This window comes from Halopseudomonas pelagia, assembly GCF_009497895.1.
Lineage (GTDB): Bacteria > Pseudomonadota > Gammaproteobacteria > Pseudomonadales > Pseudomonadaceae > Halopseudomonas > Halopseudomonas pelagia_A.
The window spans coordinates 3,492,608-3,516,331 of record NZ_CP033116.1; the positions used below are offsets into that span (position 1 = coordinate 3,492,608).

Annotated in this window: 19 protein-coding genes and 1 tRNA gene; 10 read left to right on the forward strand and 10 right to left on the reverse strand. The window is 57.6% G+C overall.

What is annotated here, in order from left to right; translation table 11 throughout:
* Nucleotides 1–24: 24 nt before the first annotated feature.
* Nucleotides 25–2,151, reverse strand: a complete 2,127-nt coding sequence (gene flhA, locus EAO82_RS16080; RefSeq protein ID WP_096348192.1) for a flagellar biosynthesis protein FlhA — start codon at nt 2,149–2,151, stop codon at nt 25–27.
* Nucleotides 2,152–2,392: 241 nt separating this feature from the next.
* On the opposite strand from flhA, the gene EAO82_RS16085 reads away from it, so the two are divergent.
* The 3 genes from EAO82_RS16085 (at nt 2,393) to EAO82_RS16095 (ending at nt 8,590) form a co-directional block, all read left to right on the forward strand.
* Entirely contained in the window at nt 2,393–4,714 is a 2,322-nt protein-coding gene (locus EAO82_RS16085) for an EAL domain-containing protein (protein WP_096348193.1), read from the forward strand.
* Nucleotides 4,715–4,934: 220 nt separating this feature from the next.
* Nucleotides 4,935–6,200, forward strand: coding sequence for a tetratricopeptide repeat protein (locus EAO82_RS16090; RefSeq protein ID WP_096348194.1), 1,266 nt, complete (start codon nt 4,935–4,937; stop codon nt 6,198–6,200).
* A gap of 35 nt (nt 6,201–6,235) precedes the next feature.
* Nucleotides 6,236–8,590, forward strand: a complete 2,355-nt coding sequence (locus EAO82_RS16095; protein ID WP_174958964.1) for an EAL domain-containing protein — start codon at nt 6,236–6,238, stop codon at nt 8,588–8,590.
* A gap of 49 nt (nt 8,591–8,639) precedes the next feature.
* Here EAO82_RS16095 and EAO82_RS16100 read toward each other — a convergent pair whose 3' ends face one another.
* From EAO82_RS16100 to EAO82_RS16115, 4 genes are read right to left on the reverse strand one after another with little or no spacing between them, the layout of a single operon-like run.
* Nucleotides 8,640–9,077: a group I truncated hemoglobin gene (locus EAO82_RS16100; RefSeq protein WP_096348196.1), complete on the reverse strand. Its 438-nt coding sequence runs from the start codon at nt 9,075–9,077 to the stop codon at nt 8,640–8,642.
* A gap of 7 nt (nt 9,078–9,084) precedes the next feature.
* Nucleotides 9,085–9,948, reverse strand: coding sequence for a DUF3034 family protein (locus EAO82_RS16105; RefSeq protein ID WP_096348197.1), 864 nt, complete (start codon nt 9,946–9,948; stop codon nt 9,085–9,087).
* The gene (locus EAO82_RS16110) at nt 9,948–12,257 is read right to left on the reverse strand and encodes a putative bifunctional diguanylate cyclase/phosphodiesterase (protein WP_096348198.1); all 2,310 of its coding nucleotides are present in this window, start codon (nt 12,255–12,257) and stop codon (nt 9,948–9,950) included. Before EAO82_RS16110 ends, EAO82_RS16105 begins: the two co-directional genes overlap by 1 nt.
* Nucleotides 12,247–12,909, reverse strand: a complete 663-nt coding sequence (locus EAO82_RS16115; protein WP_231703229.1) for a methylamine utilization protein — start codon at nt 12,907–12,909, stop codon at nt 12,247–12,249. The genes EAO82_RS16110 and EAO82_RS16115 overlap by 11 nt, the downstream gene beginning before the upstream one ends.
* Nucleotides 12,910–13,040: 131 nt before the next feature.
* Between EAO82_RS16115 and EAO82_RS16120 the strand changes: the two genes are divergently transcribed.
* The 6 genes from EAO82_RS16120 (at nt 13,041) to EAO82_RS16145 (ending at nt 18,931) form a co-directional block, all read left to right on the forward strand.
* Nucleotides 13,041–14,051 carry an LLM class flavin-dependent oxidoreductase gene (locus EAO82_RS16120; protein WP_096348199.1) on the forward strand — a complete coding sequence of 337 codons (1,011 nt, stop codon included), beginning with the start codon at nt 13,041–13,043 and terminating at the stop codon, nt 14,049–14,051.
* Between the two features lie 59 nt (nt 14,052–14,110).
* Nucleotides 14,111–14,184: transfer RNA gene (locus EAO82_RS16125), tRNA-Gly, on the forward strand.
* Nucleotides 14,185–14,437: 253 nt separating this feature from the next.
* Entirely contained in the window at nt 14,438–15,058 is a 621-nt protein-coding gene (locus tag EAO82_RS16130) for a glutathione S-transferase family protein (protein WP_096348200.1), read from the forward strand.
* 314 nt (nt 15,059–15,372) lie between these two features.
* On the forward strand, nt 15,373–15,981 hold the full coding sequence (locus EAO82_RS16135) for a biliverdin-producing heme oxygenase (RefSeq protein ID WP_231703230.1): 609 nt from the start codon (nt 15,373–15,375) through the stop codon (nt 15,979–15,981).
* Between the two features lie 12 nt (nt 15,982–15,993).
* A complete protein-coding gene (locus EAO82_RS16140; protein ID WP_174958978.1) occupies nt 15,994–18,171 on the forward strand; it encodes a GAF domain-containing protein in 2,178 nt (725 codons plus the stop codon).
* Between the two features lie 85 nt (nt 18,172–18,256).
* The gene (locus tag EAO82_RS16145) at nt 18,257–18,931 is read left to right on the forward strand and encodes an MnmC family methyltransferase (protein ID WP_096348202.1); all 675 of its coding nucleotides are present in this window, start codon (nt 18,257–18,259) and stop codon (nt 18,929–18,931) included.
* Between the two features lie 14 nt (nt 18,932–18,945).
* Here EAO82_RS16145 and hemN read toward each other — a convergent pair whose 3' ends face one another.
* From hemN to moaC, 5 genes are all read right to left on the reverse strand, one after another.
* Nucleotides 18,946–20,328: an oxygen-independent coproporphyrinogen III oxidase gene (gene hemN, locus EAO82_RS16150; RefSeq protein WP_096348203.1), complete on the reverse strand. Its 1,383-nt coding sequence runs from the start codon at nt 20,326–20,328 to the stop codon at nt 18,946–18,948.
* A gap of 128 nt (nt 20,329–20,456) precedes the next feature.
* A complete protein-coding gene (moaA, locus tag EAO82_RS16155) occupies nt 20,457–21,470 on the reverse strand; it encodes a GTP 3',8-cyclase MoaA (protein WP_096348204.1) in 1,014 nt (337 codons plus the stop codon).
* A gap of 79 nt (nt 21,471–21,549) precedes the next feature.
* Nucleotides 21,550–21,999, reverse strand: coding sequence for a molybdopterin synthase catalytic subunit MoaE (moaE, locus tag EAO82_RS16160; RefSeq protein WP_096348205.1), 450 nt, complete (start codon nt 21,997–21,999; stop codon nt 21,550–21,552).
* A gap of 1 nt (nt 22,000) precedes the next feature.
* Nucleotides 22,001–22,249, reverse strand: a complete 249-nt coding sequence (locus tag EAO82_RS16165; RefSeq protein WP_096348206.1) for a MoaD/ThiS family protein — start codon at nt 22,247–22,249, stop codon at nt 22,001–22,003.
* The gene (gene moaC / locus EAO82_RS16170; RefSeq protein WP_096348207.1) at nt 22,246–22,722 is read right to left on the reverse strand and encodes a cyclic pyranopterin monophosphate synthase MoaC; all 477 of its coding nucleotides are present in this window, start codon (nt 22,720–22,722) and stop codon (nt 22,246–22,248) included. Before moaC ends, EAO82_RS16165 begins: the two co-directional genes overlap by 4 nt.
* A gap of 389 nt (nt 22,723–23,111) precedes the next feature.
* Between moaC and ahpC the strand changes: the two genes are divergently transcribed.
* Nucleotides 23,112–23,675, forward strand: coding sequence for an alkyl hydroperoxide reductase subunit C (gene ahpC, locus EAO82_RS16175; RefSeq protein WP_096348208.1), 564 nt, complete (start codon nt 23,112–23,114; stop codon nt 23,673–23,675).
* The last annotated feature ends 49 nt before the right edge of the window (nt 23,676–23,724 follow it).

A 23,724-nucleotide genomic window follows, 5' to 3' on the forward strand; every position in this document is an offset into this window, starting at 1 on the left:
TTGGGCCCTTTCACTCTGAGCCTTTCAGCTTTGGCCAACTGTCGCGACAATGGTGACCTGCTTGCTGTCCGGTATTTCCTGGTAGGACAACACGTGGGCACCTGGCGCCGCATAGCGGACAAACTTGGCCATCATCCCGCGAACCGGACCCGCGACCAGCAGTATCGCTGGCTTGCCCTGCACTTCCTGACGTTGCACCGCATCGGCCAGTGAGCGCTGAAGCTTTTCCGCCATGCCCGGCTCGAGCATGATGCCGTCATCACCACCCTGCCCGGCCTTCTGTAGACTCTGTAGCAACATCTGTTCCAACCTTGGCTCCAATGTGATCACAGGTAGCTCGGAGTCAAGCCCTACAATGCTTTGCACGATGGAGCGCGACAGCGAGACGCGCACGGCGGAGATCAACGCGCCAGGATCTTGACTCTTGCCTGGCTGGTTGGCGATGGCCTCGGCAATGGTCCGGATATCCCGTACCGGCACCTGCTCCTGCAGCAGACCCTGCAATACCTTGAGCAGCCCGGACAGCGAAATGGTACCGGGCACCAGCTCTTCTGCCAGCTTCGGCGAGGCTTTAGCCAGCACCTGCAACAGCTGCTGAACCTCTTCATGGCCGATCAGCTCATGCGCATGCTTGTTCAGAATCTGATTCAGGTGCGTGGCCACCACCGTACTGGCGTCAACCACGGTGTAGCCGAGCGACTGCGCCTGGTCTTTCTGCATCGGCTCAATCCATATGGCGTCCAGACCAAACGCCGGATCCTTGCCGGCGAGGCCCTTGATCTCGCCAAAAACCTGACCTGGATTGATCGCCAGCTCACGATCGGGGTACACCTCTGCTTCGGCGACGCCGACACCCATCAAGGTCACACGGTAGGCGTTCGGCGCCAGGTCGAGGTTGTCGCGGATATGTACCGAGGGCATCAGAAACCCCATGTCCTGCGAGAGCTTCTTGCGCACGCCCTTGATTCTTGCCAGCAACTGCCCGCCCTGATTGCGATCCACCAACGGAATCAGCCGGTAACCGACTTCCAGGCCGACCATATCTACCGGGGTAACGTCGTCCCAGCCCAGCTCGCGGGTTTCAGGACGCGGCGCGGCCGGGACATCCGTTGCCCGGCGCTGTACTTCCTGCTCGGCGTTCTGCTTGAGCCGCTGGCGATTGGCAATAAAGTAGGCTGCGCCCGCGGCCAACGCGCCGAGACTCAGGAAAGAGAAATGCGGCATGCCGGGAATCAGACCCATAACGATCATGATCGCTGCCGCAATGGCCAGCGCCTTGGGCGAGGCAAACATCTGCCGGTTGACCTGCGAGCCCATGTCTTCCGAGGTGGATACCCGGGTCACCATGATCGCCGCGGCGGTAGACAGCAGCAGCGAAGGGATCTGGGCGACTAGGCCGTCACCGATGGTCAGCAGCACATAGATGCGGCCGGCATCGCCAAAGCTGAGGCCGTGCTGGGCCATACCGATAGCAAGGCCGCCAATGATGTTGATAAACAGAATCAGCAAGCCGGCGACGGCGTCGCCGCGTACAAATTTGCTCGCGCCGTCCATGGAGCCATAGAAGTCGGCTTCCTGGGCAACTTCCGTACGGCGCAACTTGGCCTGTTCCTGATCGATCAGACCGGCGTTCAAGTCTGCATCGATGGCCATCTGCTTGCCGGGCATCGCGTCCAGGGTGAATCGTGCGCTGACCTCGGAAATACGCCCGGCACCCTTGGTTACCACGACGAAGTTGATGATCATCAGAATGGCAAACACCACCAGACCGACGACATAGTTGCCGCCAATCACCACTTCACCGAAGGCCTGAATCACCTTGCCTGCCGCGTCGCCACCCTCATGGCCGTACAGAAGCACGACCCGGGTGGACGCCACGTTCAGCGCCAGACGCAGCAAGGTCGCGATCAGCAGAATGGTTGGAAAGACGGCAAAATCCAGCGGCCGCAGGGCGTAGGCGCAGACCAGCAGCACCACCAGCGACAACGCGATGTTGAAGGTAAAGAGTACATCCAGCAGAAAAGGCGGGACCGGCAGCATCATCATGCCGAGCATCACCAACAGCAGAATGGGCACACCCAGGGCGCCATGCCGCAATCCAGACAGATTGCTGCGAACGTTACTCATCATTTCTGCGCGGTCGACTGCCATGCGGTGAGGCTTCCCAGATCAATTTTTTGACGCTACATCGCGATTGCCTACCTCCTACGCAAATTCCGTTCCAGCTAACAATTTATTTATCAGATCACGCTCCCGCGAACTCTCGGTGCTATGCTCCAGAGCGGTCCGTCGCGCTTGCGCGGAACCAGCCTGAATGTATTGCGGACACTTTGACAGAACCGGGAAGCTGCACATGCCATGGACGTATCTTTTCAGGGTCAAAGCGTCAGGCATGCTGAGCATTCAACGCTCAATCATGTTGACCCTGAGCCTTCTCGTGGCCCTGTTCATTCTCGGCATGTGGCTGATGTCCAGCCTCAATCTGGGTTTTGCGCAAGGCGCCATGTCGGAGTTGCGCCAGCGCCAGATCACCGACACCTTTTACGCCAACCTCGGCCGCATCAACGCCCACCATCATCAGATGGAACAGAACACCGAGGACCTTGCCCGCCTCGGCGAGCTGTATCATCGCCTGTATCCCAGCCCCGGCAGATTTTCCGCAGTTCAGCTGCGGTTAAGCCTGAAACAGACACTCGCTGATTTCCCAGACGCTTACGGCAGTGCCATTCTTTATGCGCCAGGAGCTATCGGTCAGACTGCCTTTGGCATGCGCGCCTACCGGGATGCCAGCGAAATACGCACAGAGTCGGCCGGCACGGATTTTCATACCCGCGACTGGTATAAAACCATTGTCAGAGACCTGTCTGAGGACGGCTCGCTGGTTCGCAGTTACCACTGGACTTCGGCCTATTACAAGAACGACACCGACAACGCCGTCATCAGTCTGAGCACGCTGATGCATGCCGACGATGGTCAACCATTGGGAATCGCCGTGACTGACTGGGGTACTGACGAAGTCGTTGGCTTGGTCAGCCGCGTCAATGTCACCCCCGGCACCTTCTCTTTTCTCCTTGATAAAGAAAACCGCAACTTGTCGAGCCTGGCACTGGCAGAGAACGTGCAATTGGCCCAGCGCTTGATTGAATCGATTACCAGCGGCAAGTTGCAAACGCTGCTGCCAGAACAAGGCCCGGACTCAAGCAGGCAACAATCCGCCAGCGCGATGCAGCAGATGAAGTTGACAGTCGATGAAGAGGACTACGCCCTGTTCTTCGCCTACACCCAGGCTGGCATGGTGTTCGGCATCGGCGTGCCGCAAAAAGAAATCGATGCGGTGCTGACCCCCATGCGCGACAGCAACCTGCGCATCGTCGCGCTGATCGGCAGCGTGTTGTTACTCCTCTCGGCGCTGATTCTGTACATGGTGGGCAGTACTCTGCGGCAGTTGCGCACCTTGTATACCGACCCGTTGACGGGCTTGCCTAATCGCGAACGCCTGCTGGTCGACCTGAGCGCTACCCGGGCCGCCAGCCTGGTTCTGCTGAATATTGATGACTTCAAGGAGCTAAACGACTTTTACGGCCACCAATGCGGCGATCACGTGATCAAGTTGCTCGCTCAGGCCTTGCAACGTTATCTAAAGTTGCAACCCAATGGCGCCAGTCGGCGGTTGTATCGAATGCCTGCCGACGAATTGGCGATCTGGATTCCGGGCGAGCATAGCGACGCCCATCTGCAGGCCAAACTGGACAAGATCATGGCCTTTGTCGGTGAGCTGCGAATTGACTGGGAAGGCCAGAATATATCGCTGCACGTCAGCATGGGTCTGGCTAGCACTCGTTTACCCGATGGCAGCCAACTTCCTGCAGAGCTGTTGCTGCCCAGTGCCAACATTGCCTTGAAACAGGCTCGGCTGACGCAGAACAGCTACCTGATTTATGACCCCGTACACCGCGCGAGGGAAAACTACGAGTACAACCTGATCTGGGCCAACAAGCTGCGCACGGCGCTGGATGAGAAGCGCATCGTGCCGTTCTTTCAACCCATCATCGATGTAAACACCGGCCGCATACTCAAATTCGAGTGCCTGGCACGCCTGATCGATGAAGCAGGCCAGCCGATCAGCCCCGCGCAGTTCCTGCCGGTGGCAAAAAAAATTCGTCTGTATCGCTACATTACCCGTTGCATGGTGGAGCAATGTTTTGCCCGCTTTGCTGACAACCACTATGAATTCTCCCTGAACCTGTCTTGCGAAGACCTGCTCGACCCGCAACTTTGCGCGGAGATCATCAGCCGCCTGCAAAACAGTGGCATGGGCGACCGGGTGATTTTCGAAATCCTCGAATCCGAAGGCATCGAAAATTACGAATCGGTACGATTGTTTATCGACAAGGTAAAAGCTCTGGGCTGCCGTATTGCGATTGACGATTTTGGCACCGGCTACTCGAACTTCGAGCATTTGCTGCGCTTGAACGTCGACCTGATCAAAATCGATGGCAGCTTGATACGTCAGCTCGATACCGACTCCAATGCCGTCACTCTGACCCGCGGTATCGTCCGCTTCGCGAGCGAGCTTGGCATACAGACCGTCGCCGAATTTGTACACAGCCCGGCCATCTATGACCAGGTAAGAACCCTGGGCATTGATTACGCTCAAGGTGCCTGCATCGGTATGCCGGCCGCCGCGCTGGTTACAGAAATAAACCTGCGGTAATTCTCAAATCTGCCGATACCCTTTAAGATACGATATCAAAACGTAATTATTTTGACGTCAAAACGGCCGAATGATGGCCAATTGGAATTTGTTTCTTTCAACCGTCGATAAGGTTTGCTAGCTTCTGTAGTAAGAATAAATACAGGCATACCGCAGTGCGACCTGACGTCAGTTCACGCCTTATTGGCAGTAACCTCAATTGGTGTACATGGAGTAGTTGATGCGCCGTTTATCCGCCACCTTGCTGACTGTCACTGCAATTACCTTGAGCGGATGCTCCGGGATGCCCGAAAAAGGCCAGATCTGGTCCAGATCAACGGCTTTCTTTACCCAGTCGAGCGAGATGATCGCCGCGCAGAGCCGGCGCCTTGCTGATTTTGCCGGCAGCCTGGTCGGCAGCAAGGACCAAGCCTTGCTGCAGCAGGAAATCGACGCGCTGTTCGCCCAGCCCTATATTGACCCGCTGACGCTCTATATAGAAGAACACTCGGCAGACGACCGTCGGGCCAAACAGTTGGCTCTGGTCGCCCAAGAGCGCGACAACCGTTGCGCCGCGATAGCGCAGACCTACGCTGGCCGAGATGCTACCCGGGACAACCTGCAGCGTATGCAACGCGGTTACCTGATGTCCTGCCCCGAAGATGTGCAGGACTTCGCCGCTCGCGTCAAACAAACCAAGCCCACCGAGCGCCCTACGCCGAGCACTGCCAGCGCTCCTGAAGCACCCACGCCTGAGATCGAAATCAGTGCCGCGGTAGAAGAAGCTGTCAGTCGTCGGCAGAACAGCAACTGCTACCTGCTCTTCACGATCAAGAACTACACCCAGGCGCTAAGCGCCTGCCGGCCGATCGCGGAAAGCGGTGACGCCAAAGCACAACAACACATGGCCAGCCTGGAGCGAGCCCGCGGTGATTTCCCGGCGGCCTTTGCCTGGGCCGGGCGCTCAGCCGGTCAGCAACACGCGCCGGGACAGTTGATCCTGGGTCAGCTATATCAAGCCGGCCAAGGCACCGCCGAAAACAAGACCAAGGCACTACAGTTGATGCGCCAGGCTGCTGACCAGGGCCTGACCGAAGCCAGTTACCACACCGGCCTGGCCTACAAGGATGGGACAGGCGTTGGCGCCAGCGTGACCCAGGCCGACAAATACCTGCAGCAGGCCGCCAGCCAGGGGCATATGCCTTCGCACCTGGCCCTGGCTGAATTGTATGAAAAGCAACAGCCCAAAACCGCCCGGCACTGGCTGGATCAAGCCGCCCGCAAAGGCTCAGCGGAAGCCCAACTGAAACTGGCCGATAGTTATGCAGCCGGCGCCGGCAAATCCGCCGACCAGGAACAAGCCTACATCTGGTACAGCCTGGCGCTACTCAACGGCAACCAACAGGCCAAGGCTGGAATAGAACGTCAGGAAAAGCTGCTGAACGAGGAACAGTTGGCAGCGGCAAGATCTCGCATCCAGGATGGAATCAACGGCAAATGGGACTAAAAACACCGACAAACTTCTGGACGAAGTTGGCGATCATGCTGGTACTCAGCGTGCTCGTCGGTGTGTTTTTCCTGGGCATTTTGCTGATGTCGTCACTTAATCTGACCTTCGCCCAGAACGCGATGGCCGACCTGCGCCAACAACAGATTTCCGATACCTTTTACGCCAACCTCAACCGCATCAACGCACACCACCAGTTGATGGAGCAGAACACCGCCAACCTGGCGCATGCGGGTGAGATGCTCTATCGCGGCAGGCAGCAAAGCGATCGAAAGCAGCAGCTGGAGTACGGCTTGCAATCGGCTCTGACCAATATGCGCGAGGCCTACGGCGCAGAGATCTGGTATGGCAGCATTGACAACGTACAACAGCAACTCTCCGCTTATGGCTACCGCCACAACGGTGGGGTGCATATTCAGCCGGTGGAAAATCTGTATCACATTCAGGATTGGTACCGGCGAATTCTGCCCGAAGCCATGTCCGGTGACAGAAGTGCAGGCATGCCGGAGTTCTATTGGACCCCCGCCTACTACAAGGAACTGATTGATAACGTGGTGATCAGCCTCACCACTGCCATGCGTGATCCAGACGGCAACGTCATTGGCATGGCCTCCACCGATTGGCGTGCCGACGAGATCATCGGCCTGGTCAGCCGCGTCGAGGTCACCCCTGGCGCCTTTGCCTTTTTGCTCGACAGCGAAAACCGCAACCTGTCCAGCCTGGCCGCCTCCAGCGACACACCGGACGCTCAGCAAAAGATCGACGCGGTGATCAACAGCGACCTGCACAGCAAACTCACCGGCCCCTTGCCGCAATCAGCGATCATTTCCGGGCGCTTGCTGGTCGCACCGATGCAGACCATGGAACTGGGCATCAACGACGAAGCACATGCACTGTTTTTCAGCCGCACACAAGCCGGGATGATTTTCGGTGTTGGCGTACCCCAGGCGGAGATCGACGCCGTCCTTCTGCCGATGCGCGAGAGCAACCTGAAAATTGTCGGACTGGTCAGTGCACTCACGCTGGGACTATCCGGCATCATCTTGCTGTTCGTTGCCAACTTGCTCAACCGAGTGCACGTACTGCACACCGATACCCTGACGCAATTACCCAACCGTGAGAAATTGCTGCTGGATCTGGGCAAGGCCAATTCCGGCACGCTGTTGTTGGTTAACATTGATTCGTTCAAGGAGATCAACGACTTCTACGGCCATCAGTGCGGCGACCACGTCATCAGCGAACTGGCAAGCGCGCTGCAGAGCTTCCTCAGCGACCACCCGTCCTGGTCCGCCAGTCGGCTGTATCGCATGCCTGCCGACGAGCTGGCGATCTGGGTACCGGAAAGCCGCGACACTGCCACGCTGAATCAATTGACCACTGAGTTGCAGGAGTTTGTCGGCGGCCTGTCATTCACCTGGCTCGACCATCGCATTCCGATGAACGTGACCCTCGGCGTTTCAACCAGCCTGCAGCCTGACGGCACGGAGCAAGCTGACGGGCGACTGCTGACTTCGGCCAATATCGCCTTGAAGTCTGCTCGGCAGAACAAGGTCAGTTGCCAGATTTACGATCCCGACCAGAAAACCCGTGAAAGCTATGAACACAATCTGCTCTGGGCCAACCGCCTGAAGAAGGCCCTGGATGAAGGCCGCATCGTGCCGTTTTTCCAGCCAATTCTGGATTTGAAAACCGGCCGTATCGACAAATTCGAGTGCCTGGCCAGGATGATTGATGAAGACGGCCAACCAGTCAGCCCGATTGAATTTCTCGCCGTGGCGAAGAAAATACGCCTCTACCGCTATATCACCCGCACCATGGTTCAGCAGTGCTTCAGCCGCTTCGCTGACAACGACTACGAGTTTTCCTTGAACCTGTCCTGCGAAGATCTGCTCGACCCCGAGCTGATGACCTTTATCGTCAACAGCTTGGAACAAAGCAATATCGCACCGCGGGTCATTTTCGAAATTCTCGAGTCCGAAGGTATCGAAAACTATTCAGCCGTCCGCCAGTTCATTGACCGCGTGAAAGAGCTCGGCTGCCGCATCGCGATTGATGATTTCGGTACCGGCTATTCCAACTTCGAGCATTTGCTGCGCTTGAACGTGGACATCATCAAGATCGACGGCACCTTGGTCAAACATCTGGATACCGACCCTGTTGCCTACAGCGTAGCCCGCGGTATTCAGCAATTCGCTGCCGGACTGGGCATGCAGACAGTCGCTGAGTACGTACATAGTTCGGCCATTCTGGACAAGGTGCAATTACTGAATATCGATTTCGCCCAGGGTTATCATGTGGGCAAGCCACTGGCAACGCTGGTAACGGATAATGACAATAGCCTGGTCAGCGCTCAGGTGCTGCGCTTCAACAATCGCGCCAGCAGCCTCTAGGAGCTGACCGACCTCCACCAGGCTCACGACTTGAACCAGTAGAGCAGCTTCAGCGGTAGATGATATCGCTGCGCATAGGCGCCAGGCGTGCCAGAAGCCGATTTTGTGCGGTGACCGGCAGATCCAGATCCTGCATCGCGTCGATCAGATCCTCCACCAGGGCATTGAAATCGGCCTCGGTCAGATTCAGGCCCGTGTGGCTGTCACGCATACTGTCGCCGGTGTACTCGCAGGGGCCACCGCTTTCCACACAGAACTGTTCGATCAGCTTCTGATTAAGCCGGTCGATGTCGGTTTCTGCAAAATGGCCGACGATCTGCGGGTTGTCAGCAATATTGATCAGCAGACCTTCGACAATCCGCTCTATCCCGGACTCGCCACCCAGCGCCTGATACAAACTGTCATCGGCGACCGGTGCCGTTGAGGCACAGCCCGAGAGTCCCAAGGACAAAGTCAGTATGGCCAAACGACGCGGCAAAGAATGCATAAGCACCTCAGTAGCTCAACTGCATGGACAGATACACGCCAGTCTGGTTATCCAGCGTGGCGATCTCGCCCAGGTCAGCCCAGGCGGCGACCAGGGCGAGACGCTTGCTGGGGAAATAGCCGACGAATACATCCTGCCAGTCACTTTCTCCGGCAAATGAGAGGTTATCGGGCTTTTCGCGGTACTCCACCCCCAGCACCCACTGCGGGCTCAGCAGGACAGCCACTCCGCCCTCCTTGAGCAAACTGCGTGCATCGCGCCGGTCACCGCCAAAGCCCAGCAAGCCGGTCTCGTTGGCCCGGCTATAGCGTAAGGTGCCGTTGACCAGCAGGTTGTAGCCAAAGGCCCCTCCCAGCACCAGCCTGCTGGCCGCCAGATACGCCTCGGTATCACTGTCACGCCGCGCGCCTACTGCTTCGGGAATGGCAAAATTGGTTTGCCGCTTGTATTGCATGCCCAGCGCCACCTGCGGCAACTGGTCGTAGACCAGATCGCCGAACAGGCGCACCTTGGCGCCCACGACGTCCTGATTCAAACTGCTCTCAGGTAGCCCGGCGACCTTGCTCAAAGTGCTTATATCCAACCGCTGGCGAGCCAGAGACAGCTCAATCCGATTGGCATAGCTGAAGTTCAGGCCAGCGGTATCCAGCCGATAATCGGCGGTCTGTACTCGCGTGGCGAAAACATTCCCGCCCCACTCATCGCGGGTTCCGTAGCCAGCCAACACCGCCCAGGGCACCAGGCCGCCGCCAGCAGCGCCTTCGATCATGGTGGCGCCACCAGTAGCCAGCAATCGCCCGCCCGGGCTGTTCTCAGCCTGCGCCGCAATAGAACTCAGGCCGAGCGCCAGCAATAACCAGGAGCCTTTCATCAACTGCTGCCCTCTACATCCGTTGTTTGTTGGCTGACCAGCCAGCCTTCCAGCGCTGCGGCCGTCACCGGGCGGCTGATAAAGTAGCCCTGCACGGTGTCACAACCCAAGGTGCGCAGCCACTCCAGGCTCACTGCATTTTCCACCCCTTCGGCAACCACGCGCAGGCCCATGTTGTGGGCCAGCTCTATGGTTGATTTAACGATTACCGCGTCACCGCTGCCCTCGGCGAGGTCGAGCACGAAGGATTTGTCGATTTTCAGATCCTGCACCGGCAAGCTCTTCAAGGTTGCAAGCGACGAGTAACCGGTACCGTAGTCGTCCACTGCCAGGCTGAACCCCAGCTCGCGCAAGCGCACCAGGCTGCGCATGCTTTGCACCGGATCGCGCATCAACGCGCTCTCGGTGATTTCAAAGGACAGGTAGCCCGGAGGGATGTCCTGGGCTTGAAGGATCATGGCGATGCACTCGGGGAAGCTCTCGTCATCCAGATCCAGTGCCGAAATATTCATTGCCACCTGCAAGTGGATGTCCCGGTCTATCCAGTCGCGCAGCTGTGAGACTATCGCTGCCAGCATCCACTGCGTGAGCTTGTGAATACTGCCGGTCTGCTCGGCGAGCAGGATGAACTCGTCCGGCGCTATGGATCCCAGCTCGGAGTGCTGCCAACGCATCAATGCTTCTACCTGCGTCACCTGCCCGCTGCGCAAGTCCAGCTTGGGCTGGTAGACGACAGCCAGCTCCCTCATCTGAGGGGCAAAATGGATATCGCGGATCAACCGCATGCGGCGCATATAGTCTTCATCACGCTGCGCCTGGTACACCGCAATGCGTTCCGGCCCAGGCTGTGCATCGGCCGCCGCGATGCCTACCTGGCGAAGTAATTCATCGGCGTTCGCGCTATGACGTGGCCACTCGACCACACCCGCGAGCCAGGTCAAGGTCATCTTCACGCCATCCACACGCAGCGGCGCGCTTAGCTGGGTTATTAGAGCGTCGGTGGTGACGACAGCCTGATCCAGCTCCTGGCCGTTGAGCACCATGTAAAAGCCCTGCCCCGGGCAATAAGACAGCAGGCTATTGGCTGGTACGCAGTCATGCAATCGCTCTGCTGAGAAACCAATAACCTGGTCATGAACGTGTTGCCCGCGCGCTTTGAGCACATCTTCTTCGCCGGCAATAAATAGCATCACCAATACGCCTGACTGCTGGCTTGCTAATGCATCAGCCAGGCGCTCGCGGGTCTTGGCCAGATTTCCCAGCCCGGTCAGCGGGTCGTGGTAGGCATTGTGCGTCAACTGCCGTTCGCGCTCGGCAATCTCCTGGCGCATGGTGTCGATACTGCTGGCCAGGCGTCCCAGTTCATCTGCGCGGGGCAGATGCACTGTACTGGCATAGTCACCCTGGCCAATGCGTCTTGCCGCATCGGCCAGCACCCGGACCGGCCGCGAAAGACTGCCCGCCATGGCGTAGGCCGCCAAGGATGAGAGCCCTAGTGCCACCAGGGTAACGATGATCAGTTGCCGTTTCAGCTCGTCAAACACCGCCAGCGCTTCGCTCAGCGAGCTCAGTAGTTCAGCTTTGACGCGATAACCGTCCTGCTCCAGCAGGACGATGCGAGTGGATAAAAAAGCGTCTTTCGCTACCTGCTGTACGGATAGCCCAGCGCCGCCGTTATCCATTGAGGAGTCGTAGCTAGCCAGCGTGCTGACGCGGTCCAGGGGCTGACCATCGCGCATGGCGACAAAGCTGACCTCCAAGCCGCTCAGGTGCTTCATTTCTTCAGCCAACTCAGCATCCAGACGAAAAGCCATGGCTACTTGACCGATCAGCACTGGCGCCATCACCAAGGCTTCCACCAACAAATAGGCGTGTTCATCGATAATCGCGATCAAGGCGTTGTTGTTAAGTTGCTGCGCGGCGCTCAATCGCACCGGCTCACCCACCGTTGGCGTTCGACTTGAAACCTTGATAACGCCTTCGGCGTCGAGAAACAACGCCTCGTCAGCGCCTATTCGGCTAGCCTGATTAAGCAGCGCAGAGCGAATGGTTGGCAGATCCCCAGAGGCCACAGCCTGTTTGAAACCATAGTCGGCGACTAACACTGCGGTAGCACTGGACAACTCCTCCGCCTGCATCTCCAAAATCCGACTGAAGACGTTTGCACCCAACTCCAGCTGCTTGTGCGCCTGACGCCCGGCAAAAATATCCGTGGCGCTGTACACCGCGACAAACACGGCACCCAGCACGACAACCAACAATCCCATCAAGAGCAGAATCAGCCGGCTACGTAGCTGCTTAATACGCATGTTGCTCTGCAGCCTTGCGGAAGCGCTGTTGCAGCGGTGAAAGGGGTTTTTCCACAGCTACCGGCGTCGAGGCCACCGGCAACGTCAGTTGCGCGGTCAATTGCAGGTCAAGTTCGCCCACGCTCACAGGAGCCGCTTCACCCAGGCTGGGATGCCACCAGGAGACGGGCCAGTTGCCGCCGGGCAATTGGCTGGCATCGAGCTGGCCCTGGGCATCACTGACGTCATACCAAGGGCTGTCGGTGATCAGAATATAGCCGACCATGGAGTCATGGATATTGCACCCCAGCACCACCAGGCCGGGCTGCTCGAAGGCCACCGGAGGGGCGTCGGTACCTTTGAACAGGCGTAACTCGAAGCGCTTGGCGGCAGAGAAAGAATAAACGTGGTGGCGCACATCGTCACTATTGGGAAAATCCACCCGGCTGCCGGTACCTACAGCCAGCACGCGCGGCTGAAACTGCATATCTATCTGGTCCATGACCGCGGGAGCGGCTGGCTTGGGAGCGACCCCATCCACTAGAATGACTACGTCACTCAGTACGTTGCCTTGTTCGTCGAGCAATTTCAGCGCACTGGCCGAACTCGGAAGACCTATCAGACAAACAGCCATCACCACTGCATTCAAAGCCTGATACCTTGATCTCTGCATAACTACTCCGATAAGCAGACAGGTACATCGGATGCATTCGGTCGCGCCATGTAGGCCAGCCCGTTCGGGTAGGCGACCGGATGTTTAGTCGTTAGCATAACGCCATTACTTAATTCTGTGCAGGAGTACTTATGTCGAGCCGTGCCATTCCCCTTTCCGTGCTGGATCTATGCCCGGTGCCGCAAGGTTCCACACCTGCTCAGGCGCTGCACAATGCGCTTTCCCTGGCCAGGCACGTGGAAGCCATCGGCTACAAGCGCTACTGGGTCGCCGAACACCATAATATGACCGGAATCGCCAGCGCGGCGACTTCCGTGGTGATGGGCTACCTCGCGGGCGGCACTCAGACCCTGCGCATCGGCTCAGGCGGCATCATGTTGCCCAATCACGCTCCGCTGCAGATTGCCGAGCAGTTCGGTACTTTGGAGTCCCTTTATCCCGGGCGGATAGATCTCGGCCTGGGTCGTGCGCCCGGCACAGATCAGGCCACCGCTCAGGCCCTGCGCCACGGCCGCGGCGACGGTTCGGACTTTCCACAAATGCTCGACGAGCTGCGCCGGCTGTTTGCCGAACCGAAGCCCGGTCAGCGTTTGCGTGCTGTACCCGGTGCCGGTTTGGCCGTGCCGATCTGGCTGCTTGGCTCGAGTACCTTCAGCGCGCAGTTGGCTGGCCAGCTAGGGCTGCCCTTCGCGTTTGCTGGACAATTTTCTCCCGATTACCTGCATGCCGCGTTGAGCGCCTATCGTGACAGTTTCCAGCCCAGCGCCGAGCTGGAGAAACCGCATGCAATGCTCGGCATCAATGCCTATGTGGCTGAGAGCCGTGAGCAGGCGCACTTTCTTGCCAGCTCCCACCAACAGGCGTTTCTCAACCTGATTCGTGGTACGCCAGGGCCTATGCCGCCACCGGTGGAAGACATGAGCGAGCTCTGGCTGCCGCATGAAAAACATCAGGTAATGTCTACGCTGGCCGGCACACTGATCGGCGACGAGCAAGCAGTGGCCGAGCAGTTAGCCGATCTGCTGGAACGTACCGGCGCAAATGAGCTTATTGTCAGCAGCTCAATCTTTGACCAGAGCTTGCGCAAAGACAGCTACAGCCGCCTGATTCAAGCCGCCAGGAGCGTTGGCAGCGACGTTTAGAAAAATAACTTCTGAAGGTGTTTGCCGAACCCTGAGCAACTGCTTAGAATGCGCAGCACGCGGGTGTAGCTCAATGGTAGAGCAGAAGCTTCCCAAGCTTACGACGAGGGTTCGATTCCCTTCACCCGCTCCACTTCTTACCCGCTGCGCTCTTGTAGCTTCCCTGTAACTCCTGCTCCACCTTGAATCAGAGTTACGCGTGCTATCTTTCTATAGTGTCGCGCACTTCACGCCGGTTTGATCTCATGCAGTTGCTCCGCCGGCACCGCAGGCCGGTGAGTGATCGTGCGTTGGCGCACGAGTTGGGGGCGTCCTTGCGCACGCCGCACCGGGATGGAAGCCGATATCCCGGTCACTAACCCAGCCCATCGTCCCCGGAGGTCAGCATGAGTAAGGATCTTGTGTTCTACACCAACCCCCAATCGCGTGGCGGTATCGTGCATTGGATGCTCGAAGAACTTGGCGTGCCCTATAAGGTCGAGTATCTGGAATATGGCACTTCGATGAAGTCGCCTGAATATCTGGCAGTTAACCCTATGGGTAAGGTGCCCGCTATCCGTCATGGCGACGTAATTGTTACTGAAACTGCTGCCATTTGTGCCTATCTGGCCGACGTTTTTCCCGAGGCAGGTCTGAAACCTGAGGGTGACGCACTCGGGCCCTACTACCGCTGGCTGTTTTTTGTTGCCGGGCCCTTCGAGGCCGCCGTCGGGCTGCGGGCCTGTAATGTGAACCTCAATGCCGAGCAGGAAATGCAGCTCGGCTGCGGACGCCTGGAAAGGGTCACGGACGTGCTAGCCGATGCGGTGCGTGGCCGCCAGTACATTGCCGGGGAGCGTTTCTCAGCAGCGGATGTTTATGTTGGCGCGCATATCGGCTGGGGCATGCTGTTTGGCACGCTGGAAAAGCGCCCGGAATTTGTCGAGTACTGGAGCGGGTTACAGGGCCGCCCGGCCAATCGGCGCAGCGAAGAACTGGCTGAAAAAGCCATGTCCAGAAAGGCATAAATCTGGGTAATAGCGCTGATATGTAACCACGTGCATCCCGCGCTGGCAGCTTGCCAAGCGCCAGCCCAGCGTGCCTTAGCACCTATTAACAGGGGCAGTCCTGGCTGCCCTTCCTTCATAACGAAGATGAACTTTTGCCCCGCCGGACATTCTTAATAGTTATAGGAAAGTAAAAATCCAACCCTGGTAACGCCGAGTTGGCTGTGTGAAAACAGCAAGTATGAGAGAGGCCGAGAATCGATCAGAAGGACTTGATGCAAACAAATGAACCAGGCTTGGGTATGTTAAACGTTACACACCTGAGGACCGTCAATTTGACTGATCAAGTGAAAGTTTCTCCTGCCCTTACCGCGTTACGTGAGGCCACCCGCGACCTTCATTCAGAACTTGATACCCTGTCGCCTTTGCTCCGTAGCCCTCTGCCGGAAAGCGTCTACAACGACCACGCAGCGCGTGTGCTCGGATGGATGGCGCCGCTTGAACAGGCCCTGTGGGAGGGGCCCGCTGCGTCACTCTGGCCCAACGAAATTCAGGTTGCCAAACGCAGTGGCAAAGTCCAATGGATCGAACAGGACCTGTTGAACGCCGGTTATAACGCCGCTAAACTGGCCGAGCTCGAACACTGCCCCTACGTCCCTGTACCCAGAACGCTGGCGCAGTCTTTTGGCGTCGCCTACGTGTCCGAAGGGGCCACATTGGGCGGTGCATTTCTGTTCAACCGGCTGGCATCGTTTCTCCCCGGTTTGCCCCTTAACTGGCTAAAGGGCTACGGCGTTGAAACCGGCCCACTTTGGACATCGTTCCAACGACAGCTCGCCCAGCATGTCGTCAGCCAGGAAAGTATTCTGGAAGCTCAAGAGTCCGCTCGACAGGCATTCCATTCATTTCGTTGTTGGGTGATCGACGAAACACCTGACTACTGAGAGAGCCTGGATTTGACTGCAACCGACCGTGCCATTTCCGAAGCAGTAACCCTCGCCAACTGTGAAGATGAGCCCATTCATCTGCCCGGTGCCATTCAGCCACACGGCGCCATGCTTGCCTTCAATCAGGACGGCACGGTAGTCGCCTATAGCGAGAACTTCAGCCAGCTGCTGGGCTTTGAGGTCGTCGAGAACGTCAAGCTGCGCGCCGTCGAAGCCGGCAGCACGGTCATGGATTTGTTGAGCGAAGGGCTGGCGGCCAACGGCGTCTGGGCCAACAGTGCCGAGACCCATTTGAATGGTCAGACCTTCGACGTTGTCGGTCACATCCATGACAACGTGGTATATCTTGAGTTTGAACCACGCCCGCCGGTATCTGCTTCCTTTTCAACCTTTGCGCAATACGCCCAGCGGATCATCACCCAGGTGCAGATGTGCAATGATGTCGACACGCTGCTGGCCAGTGTGACCGAGGAAATCCGCCGAATGACCGGCTACGATCGGGTCATGGCTTACCGTTTCCGCCCGGACCAGTCGGGTGAAGTAGTCGCCGAAGCGCGGCGCGAGGATTTGGTCAGTTATCTTGGCCAGCGTTACCCCGCCTCAGATATACCTGCACAAGCCAGACGCCTGTACATCCAGAATCCCATCCGCTTGATCGCCGATGTGGCCTACACCAGCGCTGCGATTTTCCCAGCGCGCAACCCGGCCAACGGTTCACCATTCGATTTGAGCTTCAGTACCCTGCGCAGCGTGTCGCCGATTCACTGCGAGTACTTGTCCAACATGGGCGTGCAAGCCTCCATGAGTGTTTCACTGGTGGTCAAGGGTAAGCTGTGGGGCTTGTTTGCCTGCCACCATATGGCGCCCAAGACGCTGCCACACCCGGTACGCATGTCTTTTCAGGTCTGTTCCCATGTATGTAGCGCGATGGTCGAGCGTCTGGAAGCGAACCGCATGAATGATATTCAGCATAAGGCCGAGAGACGTCTGGCTGAACTGGTACGCCAGGTGCGCGAAGCAGACGACATGCTCGCAGCACTGGCCAAGCCGGAGCTGAATATAGCGGAGCTGATGCCCTGCGACGGCGCCGCGGCGGTACTTGGCGGCAGAATTCTGAGCATGCACGGCGACTTCGGCGAGATTGCCCTGGAACTGATAGCCGAGCTGCAGAAAAACGAAAACCAGGACATGTACTACAGCGAAAAATGGGAGCACAACGCCAGTGATGCCGCAAGCCAGCGTTATTGTGGCGTGCTGGCGGTGCGCTTTCACCGGGACGAAGGTGGCTGGATGCTGTGGTTCAGGATGGAAGAAGTACACAAGGTGCAGTGGGCCGGCAAGCCGGAGAAAATTGTCGCTCAAGGCCCGTCGGGAGCACGCTTGACTCCCAGAGGCTCTTTTGAGGCTTGGGAGGAAGTGGTACGCGGGCGATCAGCGCCCTGGACCGAACAGGATTTCAGCGTTGCGGAAAAACTGCGTCTGGAATTGCTCGAGCTGTGCTTGAACCGCGCGGCAGAAATTGATCGCATGCGCCAACGGTTGATTGCCACCCTGGGGCATGATCTGCGTAACCCGCTGCAATCCATTTCCATGGCTGCCGCGCTGCTGAAGTCATCAGATGTGCGCAGCGTCGAACTGCGCGAACACATCACCTACTCCAGCAGCCGCATGGAGCGCCTTATCAGCCAGATTCTGGAGATGAGCCGCCTGCAGGCAGGATCAGACATTGTCATCAATTGCGTACCGACCGATATATCCCAGTTAGTCCAAGCTATTGTCGATGAAACCTTGCTGGCCTATCCCGACCTGCTGCTGGATATTGATATTCAGCCTGGGCTGCAGGCCAATGTAGATCCGGATCGCTATGCGCAAGTAGCGGTCAATTTGTTGAGCAACGCCCGGCATCACAAGACCCCGGCGTCTCCGGTCAACATTGTGCTCACAGAACAACAGGGTGAGGTGCGCCTAACTATTCGCAACGCCGCGACGCCATTGAGCGAGACGCAACTGGCGACTCTTTTCATCCCCTTCAAACAGCAAACCAACTCACCTGAGCGCAACAAGGGAGGCCTGGGAATTGGTCTGTATATCTGTTCGGCAATCGCCCGTGCACATGGCAGCCGCATTGACGTGCAGCAAGCCGAAGGGGTTATTTCCTTCAGTGTCGGCATACCGGTACGTTCCTGAATGACCACCCGATCTGCCCTGCGCAGATCGGGTGTATGACCATAGCTCGCCATTTCCCGCTGCCAATTCTGAATGAAGGCCCGACTTGAAAAAATTCGTGTTGCTCGACTCCACGCCCATCCCCGATGAAGGGATTGACCTGTGCCTGTTTGAATACGGCGATGATTTCATCATCAAGCGTGAAGATGGCAAGGGTGGGCAGTTGATGAACACCCGCATGCACGGTTCAGAGGATGCCCTGGGCCGGCTGCCTTGCGCCGAGATTGCCGGCAGAACCGATGCGCGGGTGTTGATCGGCGGCCTGGGCATGGGCTTTACTCTGGCCGCAGCGCTTGCGGAGCTAGACGCGCAGGCACAGGTATTGGTCGCGGAACTGCTCGAAGGCGTTATCCGCTGGAATCAGGGCCCACTGGGCGCCAAAGCCGGTTACCCGACCAGAGACCCGCGCGCTCAGGTCCTGCACGAGGATGTGGCACGTATCCTGAAAACCGATACCCAGAAGTTCGACGCCATCCTGCTCGATGTAGATAACGGACCTGAAGGCCTGACCCAGTCAGTGAACAGCTGGCTGTACAGTACCGATGGGTTGCAGGGCTGCAAGCGCGCGTTGCGGCCGGGCGGCATACTGGCGGTATGGTCCGCCAGTATCGATCAGCGCTTCAGCGCGAGGCTGCGCTCGGCAGGGTTCAAGGTCAATGAAGTACAGGTTTTCGCCCACGGCAATCGGGGCCCCAAGCACACGATCTGGTTCGCACGCTAGCCCTCGCCTCTCGCTCAGATGATGCGTGAAAAGCGACCGCTATCGACCGGCTGCTGGTAGGCATCGAAAAGCATGCAGATCGAGCGTATCAGCAGTCTTCCCGCAGGCAGCACCTCGATCGACTGCTCACTTAGACAAACTAGCCCATCGGTATGCATCTGCTGCAGCGCCGGCCAGACATCGGCAAAGACATTGCGGAAGACGATGCCGAAACGGCTTTCAATATCAGCAAACCGCAGATTGAAATGGCAAATCAGCTGGGCAATGACTGCCCGGCGCAAGCGATCCTCAGCCCCACTGATCAATCCGCGCATTGTTGCCAGCCGGCCTTCACCGAGCAGGTGTTGGTAGACCTTGATGTCGCTGGTGTTCTGGCAAAAAAGATCGCCTACCTGACTAATCGAAGACACACCCAAACCTATCAGGTCGCAATGACCATGGGTGGTATAGCCCTGGAAATTACGTTGTAGCTCGCCGCCCTCCTGCGCCAGGCTTAGGCTGTCATCCGGCAGGGCAAAATGGTCCATGCCAATATAGCGATAACCCGCATCAGTCAGTTGGCGCACGCTATTTTCCAGCATGGCCAGTTTGGCGGCCGCGATCGGCAGATCAGCGGACATGATCCGGCGTTGCGGCAAAAATCGCTCGGGCATATGTGCATAGTTGAAAATGGACAGCCGGTCCGGGCGCAGATCGATAATGGCTTCAACCGTACGGGCAAAGCTTGCCGGGCTTTGTTTTGGCAACCCGTAGATCAGATCGATATTGATCGAGCGATACTCCAGCGTCCGCGCAGCATCCATAATCGCCTGGGTCTGTTCCAGACTCTGCAGGCGGTTCACCGCTCGCTGCACTACAGGATCAATATCCTGCACGCCGAAACTGACCCGATTGAAACCCAGCTCACGGAGCATGCCCATGGTCGACCAATCAGCTTCGCGCGGGTCGATCTCGATGCTGTAATCGCCGTCATCATCGTTATGCAAGGTGAAATGCTGGCGGATCTTGCTGATCAGCCCGCGCATCTGCCCATGACTGAGAAAGGTCGGGGTACCGCCACCCAGATGCAGTTGCTCGACGCTCTGTCCAGCCCCGACATGCTCACTGACCAGCTCGATTTCGCGATAAAGCGCTTGCAGATAAGGCACCGCACGGCTGCGATCCTTGGTAATCACCTTGTTGCAGGCGCAGTAATAGCAAATGTTGGCGCAGAACGGCACATGCACATACAACGATAGGTTACGAGTCGCGCTGCAGGACTCGCTCAATGCCTGCAGCAGGTCGCTGGGCTGAATACCTTCATGGAACTGCAGCGCCGTGGGGTAAGAGGTATAACGCGGGCCGGCTTTGTCGTACCGCCGGATAAGGCCCGCATCCCAGCGAATTGAATCAATCATGACGAAGCGCTCCGAACTCTGGACTAAGAGGTTCGAAGGTTAGACCTTGCTCGCTGCCAGGTCTTTGATCCACATCAACAGCGTTATCACTTCGGTTTTATTAACCCCTTGGAGCACCAACAAGTCGTTTATCCGCCACTGGCATTCATAAAGCGCACGATCTGCACGTCGCCATTAACATTGAAATCATGGTGTGCAGGCTTCTGCTGCAACGCCTTGCCCAGCGCCTCGAGCAGCGGAGCATCAGTGGTCGGGTGGCGCCGCAGCAACGCGCGCATATCGATCGAGTTCTCCTGCCCCAGGCAGAGCAATAAACGCCCTTCAGCGGTCATGCGCACACGATTGCAGGTGGAGCAGAAATTGTGGGAATGCGGGGATATAAAACCGATACGCGCTGACGGATAACCTTCAACCCGCACATAACGTGCCGGGCCGCCACTGCTCTCGGTGCTATCGACCAGGTGATACTGCTGGCTGATCAGTTCGCGCACCTCGTCACTCGAACAGAAAGCTTCGCCGCGGGAGCGACCTACATCGCCCAGCGGCATTTCTTCGATAAAGGTGATATCCAGATCACGCGCCAGGGCGAAGTCGACCAGCGCCGGCACTTCGTCGGCATTGCGGCCCTTCATCACCACTGTGTTCAGTTTGATACGCTTGAAGCCTGCACTGCGCGCCGCCTCGATACCTTCCAGAATCTGCGACAAATCGCCGGTGCGTGTAATTGCCTTGAACTTCTCCGAGTCGAGGCTATCCAGGCTGATGTTCAGCCGGCTGACACCTGCGTCGGCAAGCGGCTTGGCCAACTTGGTTAGCTGCGAGCCATTAGTGGTCATGACTAGTTCGCGCAATCCAGGCAGTCCACTGATGCGGCCGCACAAATCGACTATGCCGCGGCGAACCAGCGGCTCACCGCCAGTCAAACGGATCTTGCTGACGCCCTGCTGCACAAACAGGCGTGCCAGGCGCTCGATTTCTTCCAGGCTGAGCACTTGGGCGCGGGGCAGGAAGGTCATGTCTTCAGCCATACAGTAAACGCAACGCAGGTCGCAGCGGTCCGTTACGGACATGCGCACATACTCGATCCGCCGGCCTTGGCCGTCGATCAAGCGTTGGTTACCACTGGCATCATGCGCTGCCATGTTGGGCCTCTCTTTGCTGCGTTCGGTTACATCTCATTCGCATACCTTACCACGACCACCTAGCCGTGTTTCAGCCGGGTTACTGCCAGCGCGCCAGTGCGGATTCATCTGTCTCGCGCGCTTCGACCCAGGCCGACCCCTCTGGCGTATTTTCCTTTTTCCAAAACGGAGCCCGGGTCTTCAAATAGTCGATAACAAAATGGCAGGCATCAAAGGCGGCCTGACGGTGTGCGGAACTGACTCCGACAAACACAATGGGCTCGCCAGGGGCCAAATGACCCACCCGATGCAGTACCTCTATCCCCAAAAGCGGCCAACGTTCAGCAGCCTCCTCGGTGATCGCCTGCAACGCTTTTTCGGTCATGCCGGGGTAGTGTTCGAGAAGCATGCCGGCCACTTCCCTGCCCTCATTGAAATCCCGCACGTAGCCGACGAAGCTCACTACCGCGCCAATACCTAACTGACTGGCATGCAACTGATTGAGCATCTGGCCAGGGTCGAAACTAGCGTTCTGCACAACAATACCCATTTCAGCCTCCGGTAACCGGCGGAAAAAAGGCTATTTCATCGCCGTCTTCAAGTGTTTCATCAAGGCTACACATGGTCTGATTACGAGCGCACATAAGCTGCGTCTCGTCCAGTACCTGCCAGGCGGCCCCGCGTTGCACCAGGGCGTCTCGTAACGAGCGCAGGTCCCTGAAATCATCACGCCAGGGAATCTGCTCATGCTCAACGCCGAGCGTCTCACGGTAACGGGCGAATAATTGTAGGTGGATCATGGCCGTTGCTCCGCCTGGAAATCGCCACTCTTGCCACCAGTCTTGGTCAGCAGGCGCGTCGCCTCTATCACCATCCCCTTGTCCACGGCCTTGCACATATCATAGAGCGTCAGAGCGGCAATGCTCGCCGCCGTAAGTGCTTCCATTTCAACACCGGTCTGGCCGGCCAATTTACAACGCGCAGTGATCCGCACTGCATCAGGCGCCTGGGCAGCCAACTCAACCTTGATACTGGTAAGCATCAGCGGATGGCACAGCGGTATCAGTTCATGCGTGCGCTTGGCGGCCATGATGCCGGCGATGCGCGCAACCGCAAACACATCGCCCTTGGCATGCCCGCCCTGCTGGATCAACTCCAGCGTGGCTGGCAACATGCGCACGATCGACTCCGCGACCGCTTCGCGCGAGGTGGCCGCCTTCGATGTCACGTCCACCATGCTGGCCTGCCCTTGGGCATCGAGGTGTGTCAACATTATGAATTCCTGTATCAAGCGCTGTCGTCAGCAGCGAGATTGCTGACGTTGGAACACTATGTATGGGATAGATTAATACTATGGCCAGACGACCCAATCGACCGCCGTTATCTGCGATAATCCGTTCACCAAAGATTAAATGAAAAGCCCGGTAGAGGCTATCATAGAGGGCACAAGCCCCACCCTAGACAGCCATCGATGCTTTTGGCCTGTACCCGCAGGCTCTGACCGGCTGCACACCCCTTGAATTATTGGTTACTGCCCATAGATAGTTAGAGTCTATGTACGGGTTAGTCGGAATTTATTTATCAAATCGCGAGTCAGTCACTAAGATGGTGACTTCTTTCAACCCACTCAATTAATTTAACCAACTCATTAAGGAGTTACTGATGTCCGTAATCAACACTAAAGTCAAACCTTTCAAAGCCCAAGCGTACAAGCACGGCGAGTTCATTGAAGTGACCGAAGCCGACATCCAGGGCAAGTGGTCAGTATTCTTCTTCTACCCCGCTGACTTCACCTTCGTTTGCCCGACTGAACTGGGCGACGTTGCTGACTACTACGACGAGTTCCAGAAGATGGGCGTAGAGATCTACTCTGTTTCTACTGACACCCACTTCACCCACAAAGCGTGGCACGACAGCTCCGAGACCATCGGCAAGATCCAGTACACCATGATCGGTGACCCGACTGGCGCTATCACCCGCAACTTCGACAACATGCGCGAAGACATGGGCCTGGCTGACCGCGGTACCTTCATCATCGATCCAGAAGGCATCATCCAGGCAGTGGAAGTGACTTCTGAAGGTATCGGCCGTAACGCTGAAGATCTGATGCGCAAGGTCAAGGCAGCTCAGTACATTGCTGCTCACCCAGGCGAAGTGTGCCCGGCCAAGTGGAAAGAAGGCGAAGCTACGCTGGCTCCCTCGCTTGACCTGGTAGGCAAGATCTAAGCATTGCCCCTGAACCCGTCCCGCCGGGGAGCTCACGCTCCCGGTAGGC

Coding starts and splice junctions, on each gene's coding strand:
- ahpC (WP_096348208.1), top strand. CDS start 23,112: ATGTCCGTAATCAACACTAAAGTCAAACCTTTCAAAGCCCAAGCGTAC.
- EAO82_RS16095 (WP_174958964.1), top strand. CDS start 6,236: ATGCTGGTACTCAGCGTGCTCGTCGGTGTGTTTTTCCTGGGCATTTTG.
- EAO82_RS16120 (WP_096348199.1), top strand. CDS start 13,041: ATGTCGAGCCGTGCCATTCCCCTTTCCGTGCTGGATCTATGCCCGGTG.
- EAO82_RS16115 (WP_231703229.1), bottom strand. CDS start 12,909: ATGCAGAGATCAAGGTATCAGGCTTTGAATGCAGTGGTGATGGCTGTT.
- hemN (WP_096348203.1), bottom strand. CDS start 20,328: ATGATTGATTCAATTCGCTGGGATGCGGGCCTTATCCGGCGGTACGAC.
- EAO82_RS16165 (WP_096348206.1), bottom strand. CDS start 22,249: ATGATCCACCTACAATTATTCGCCCGTTACCGTGAGACGCTCGGCGTT.
- moaA (WP_096348204.1), bottom strand. CDS start 21,470: ATGGCAGCGCATGATGCCAGTGGTAACCAACGCTTGATCGACGGCCAA.
- EAO82_RS16130 (WP_096348200.1), top strand. CDS start 14,438: ATGAGTAAGGATCTTGTGTTCTACACCAACCCCCAATCGCGTGGCGGT.
- EAO82_RS16085 (WP_096348193.1), top strand. CDS start 2,393: ATGCTGAGCATTCAACGCTCAATCATGTTGACCCTGAGCCTTCTCGTG.
- EAO82_RS16105 (WP_096348197.1), bottom strand. CDS start 9,948: ATGAAAGGCTCCTGGTTATTGCTGGCGCTCGGCCTGAGTTCTATTGCG.
- EAO82_RS16110 (WP_096348198.1), bottom strand. CDS start 12,257: ATGCGTATTAAGCAGCTACGTAGCCGGCTGATTCTGCTCTTGATGGGA.
- moaE (WP_096348205.1), bottom strand. CDS start 21,999: ATGGGTATTGTTGTGCAGAACGCTAGTTTCGACCCTGGCCAGATGCTC.
- flhA (WP_096348192.1), bottom strand. CDS start 2,151: ATGGCAGTCGACCGCGCAGAAATGATGAGTAACGTTCGCAGCAATCTG.
- EAO82_RS16090 (WP_096348194.1), top strand. CDS start 4,935: ATGCGCCGTTTATCCGCCACCTTGCTGACTGTCACTGCAATTACCTTG.
- EAO82_RS16100 (WP_096348196.1), bottom strand. CDS start 9,077: ATGCATTCTTTGCCGCGTCGTTTGGCCATACTGACTTTGTCCTTGGGA.
- moaC (WP_096348207.1), bottom strand. CDS start 22,722: ATGTTGACACACCTCGATGCCCAAGGGCAGGCCAGCATGGTGGACGTG.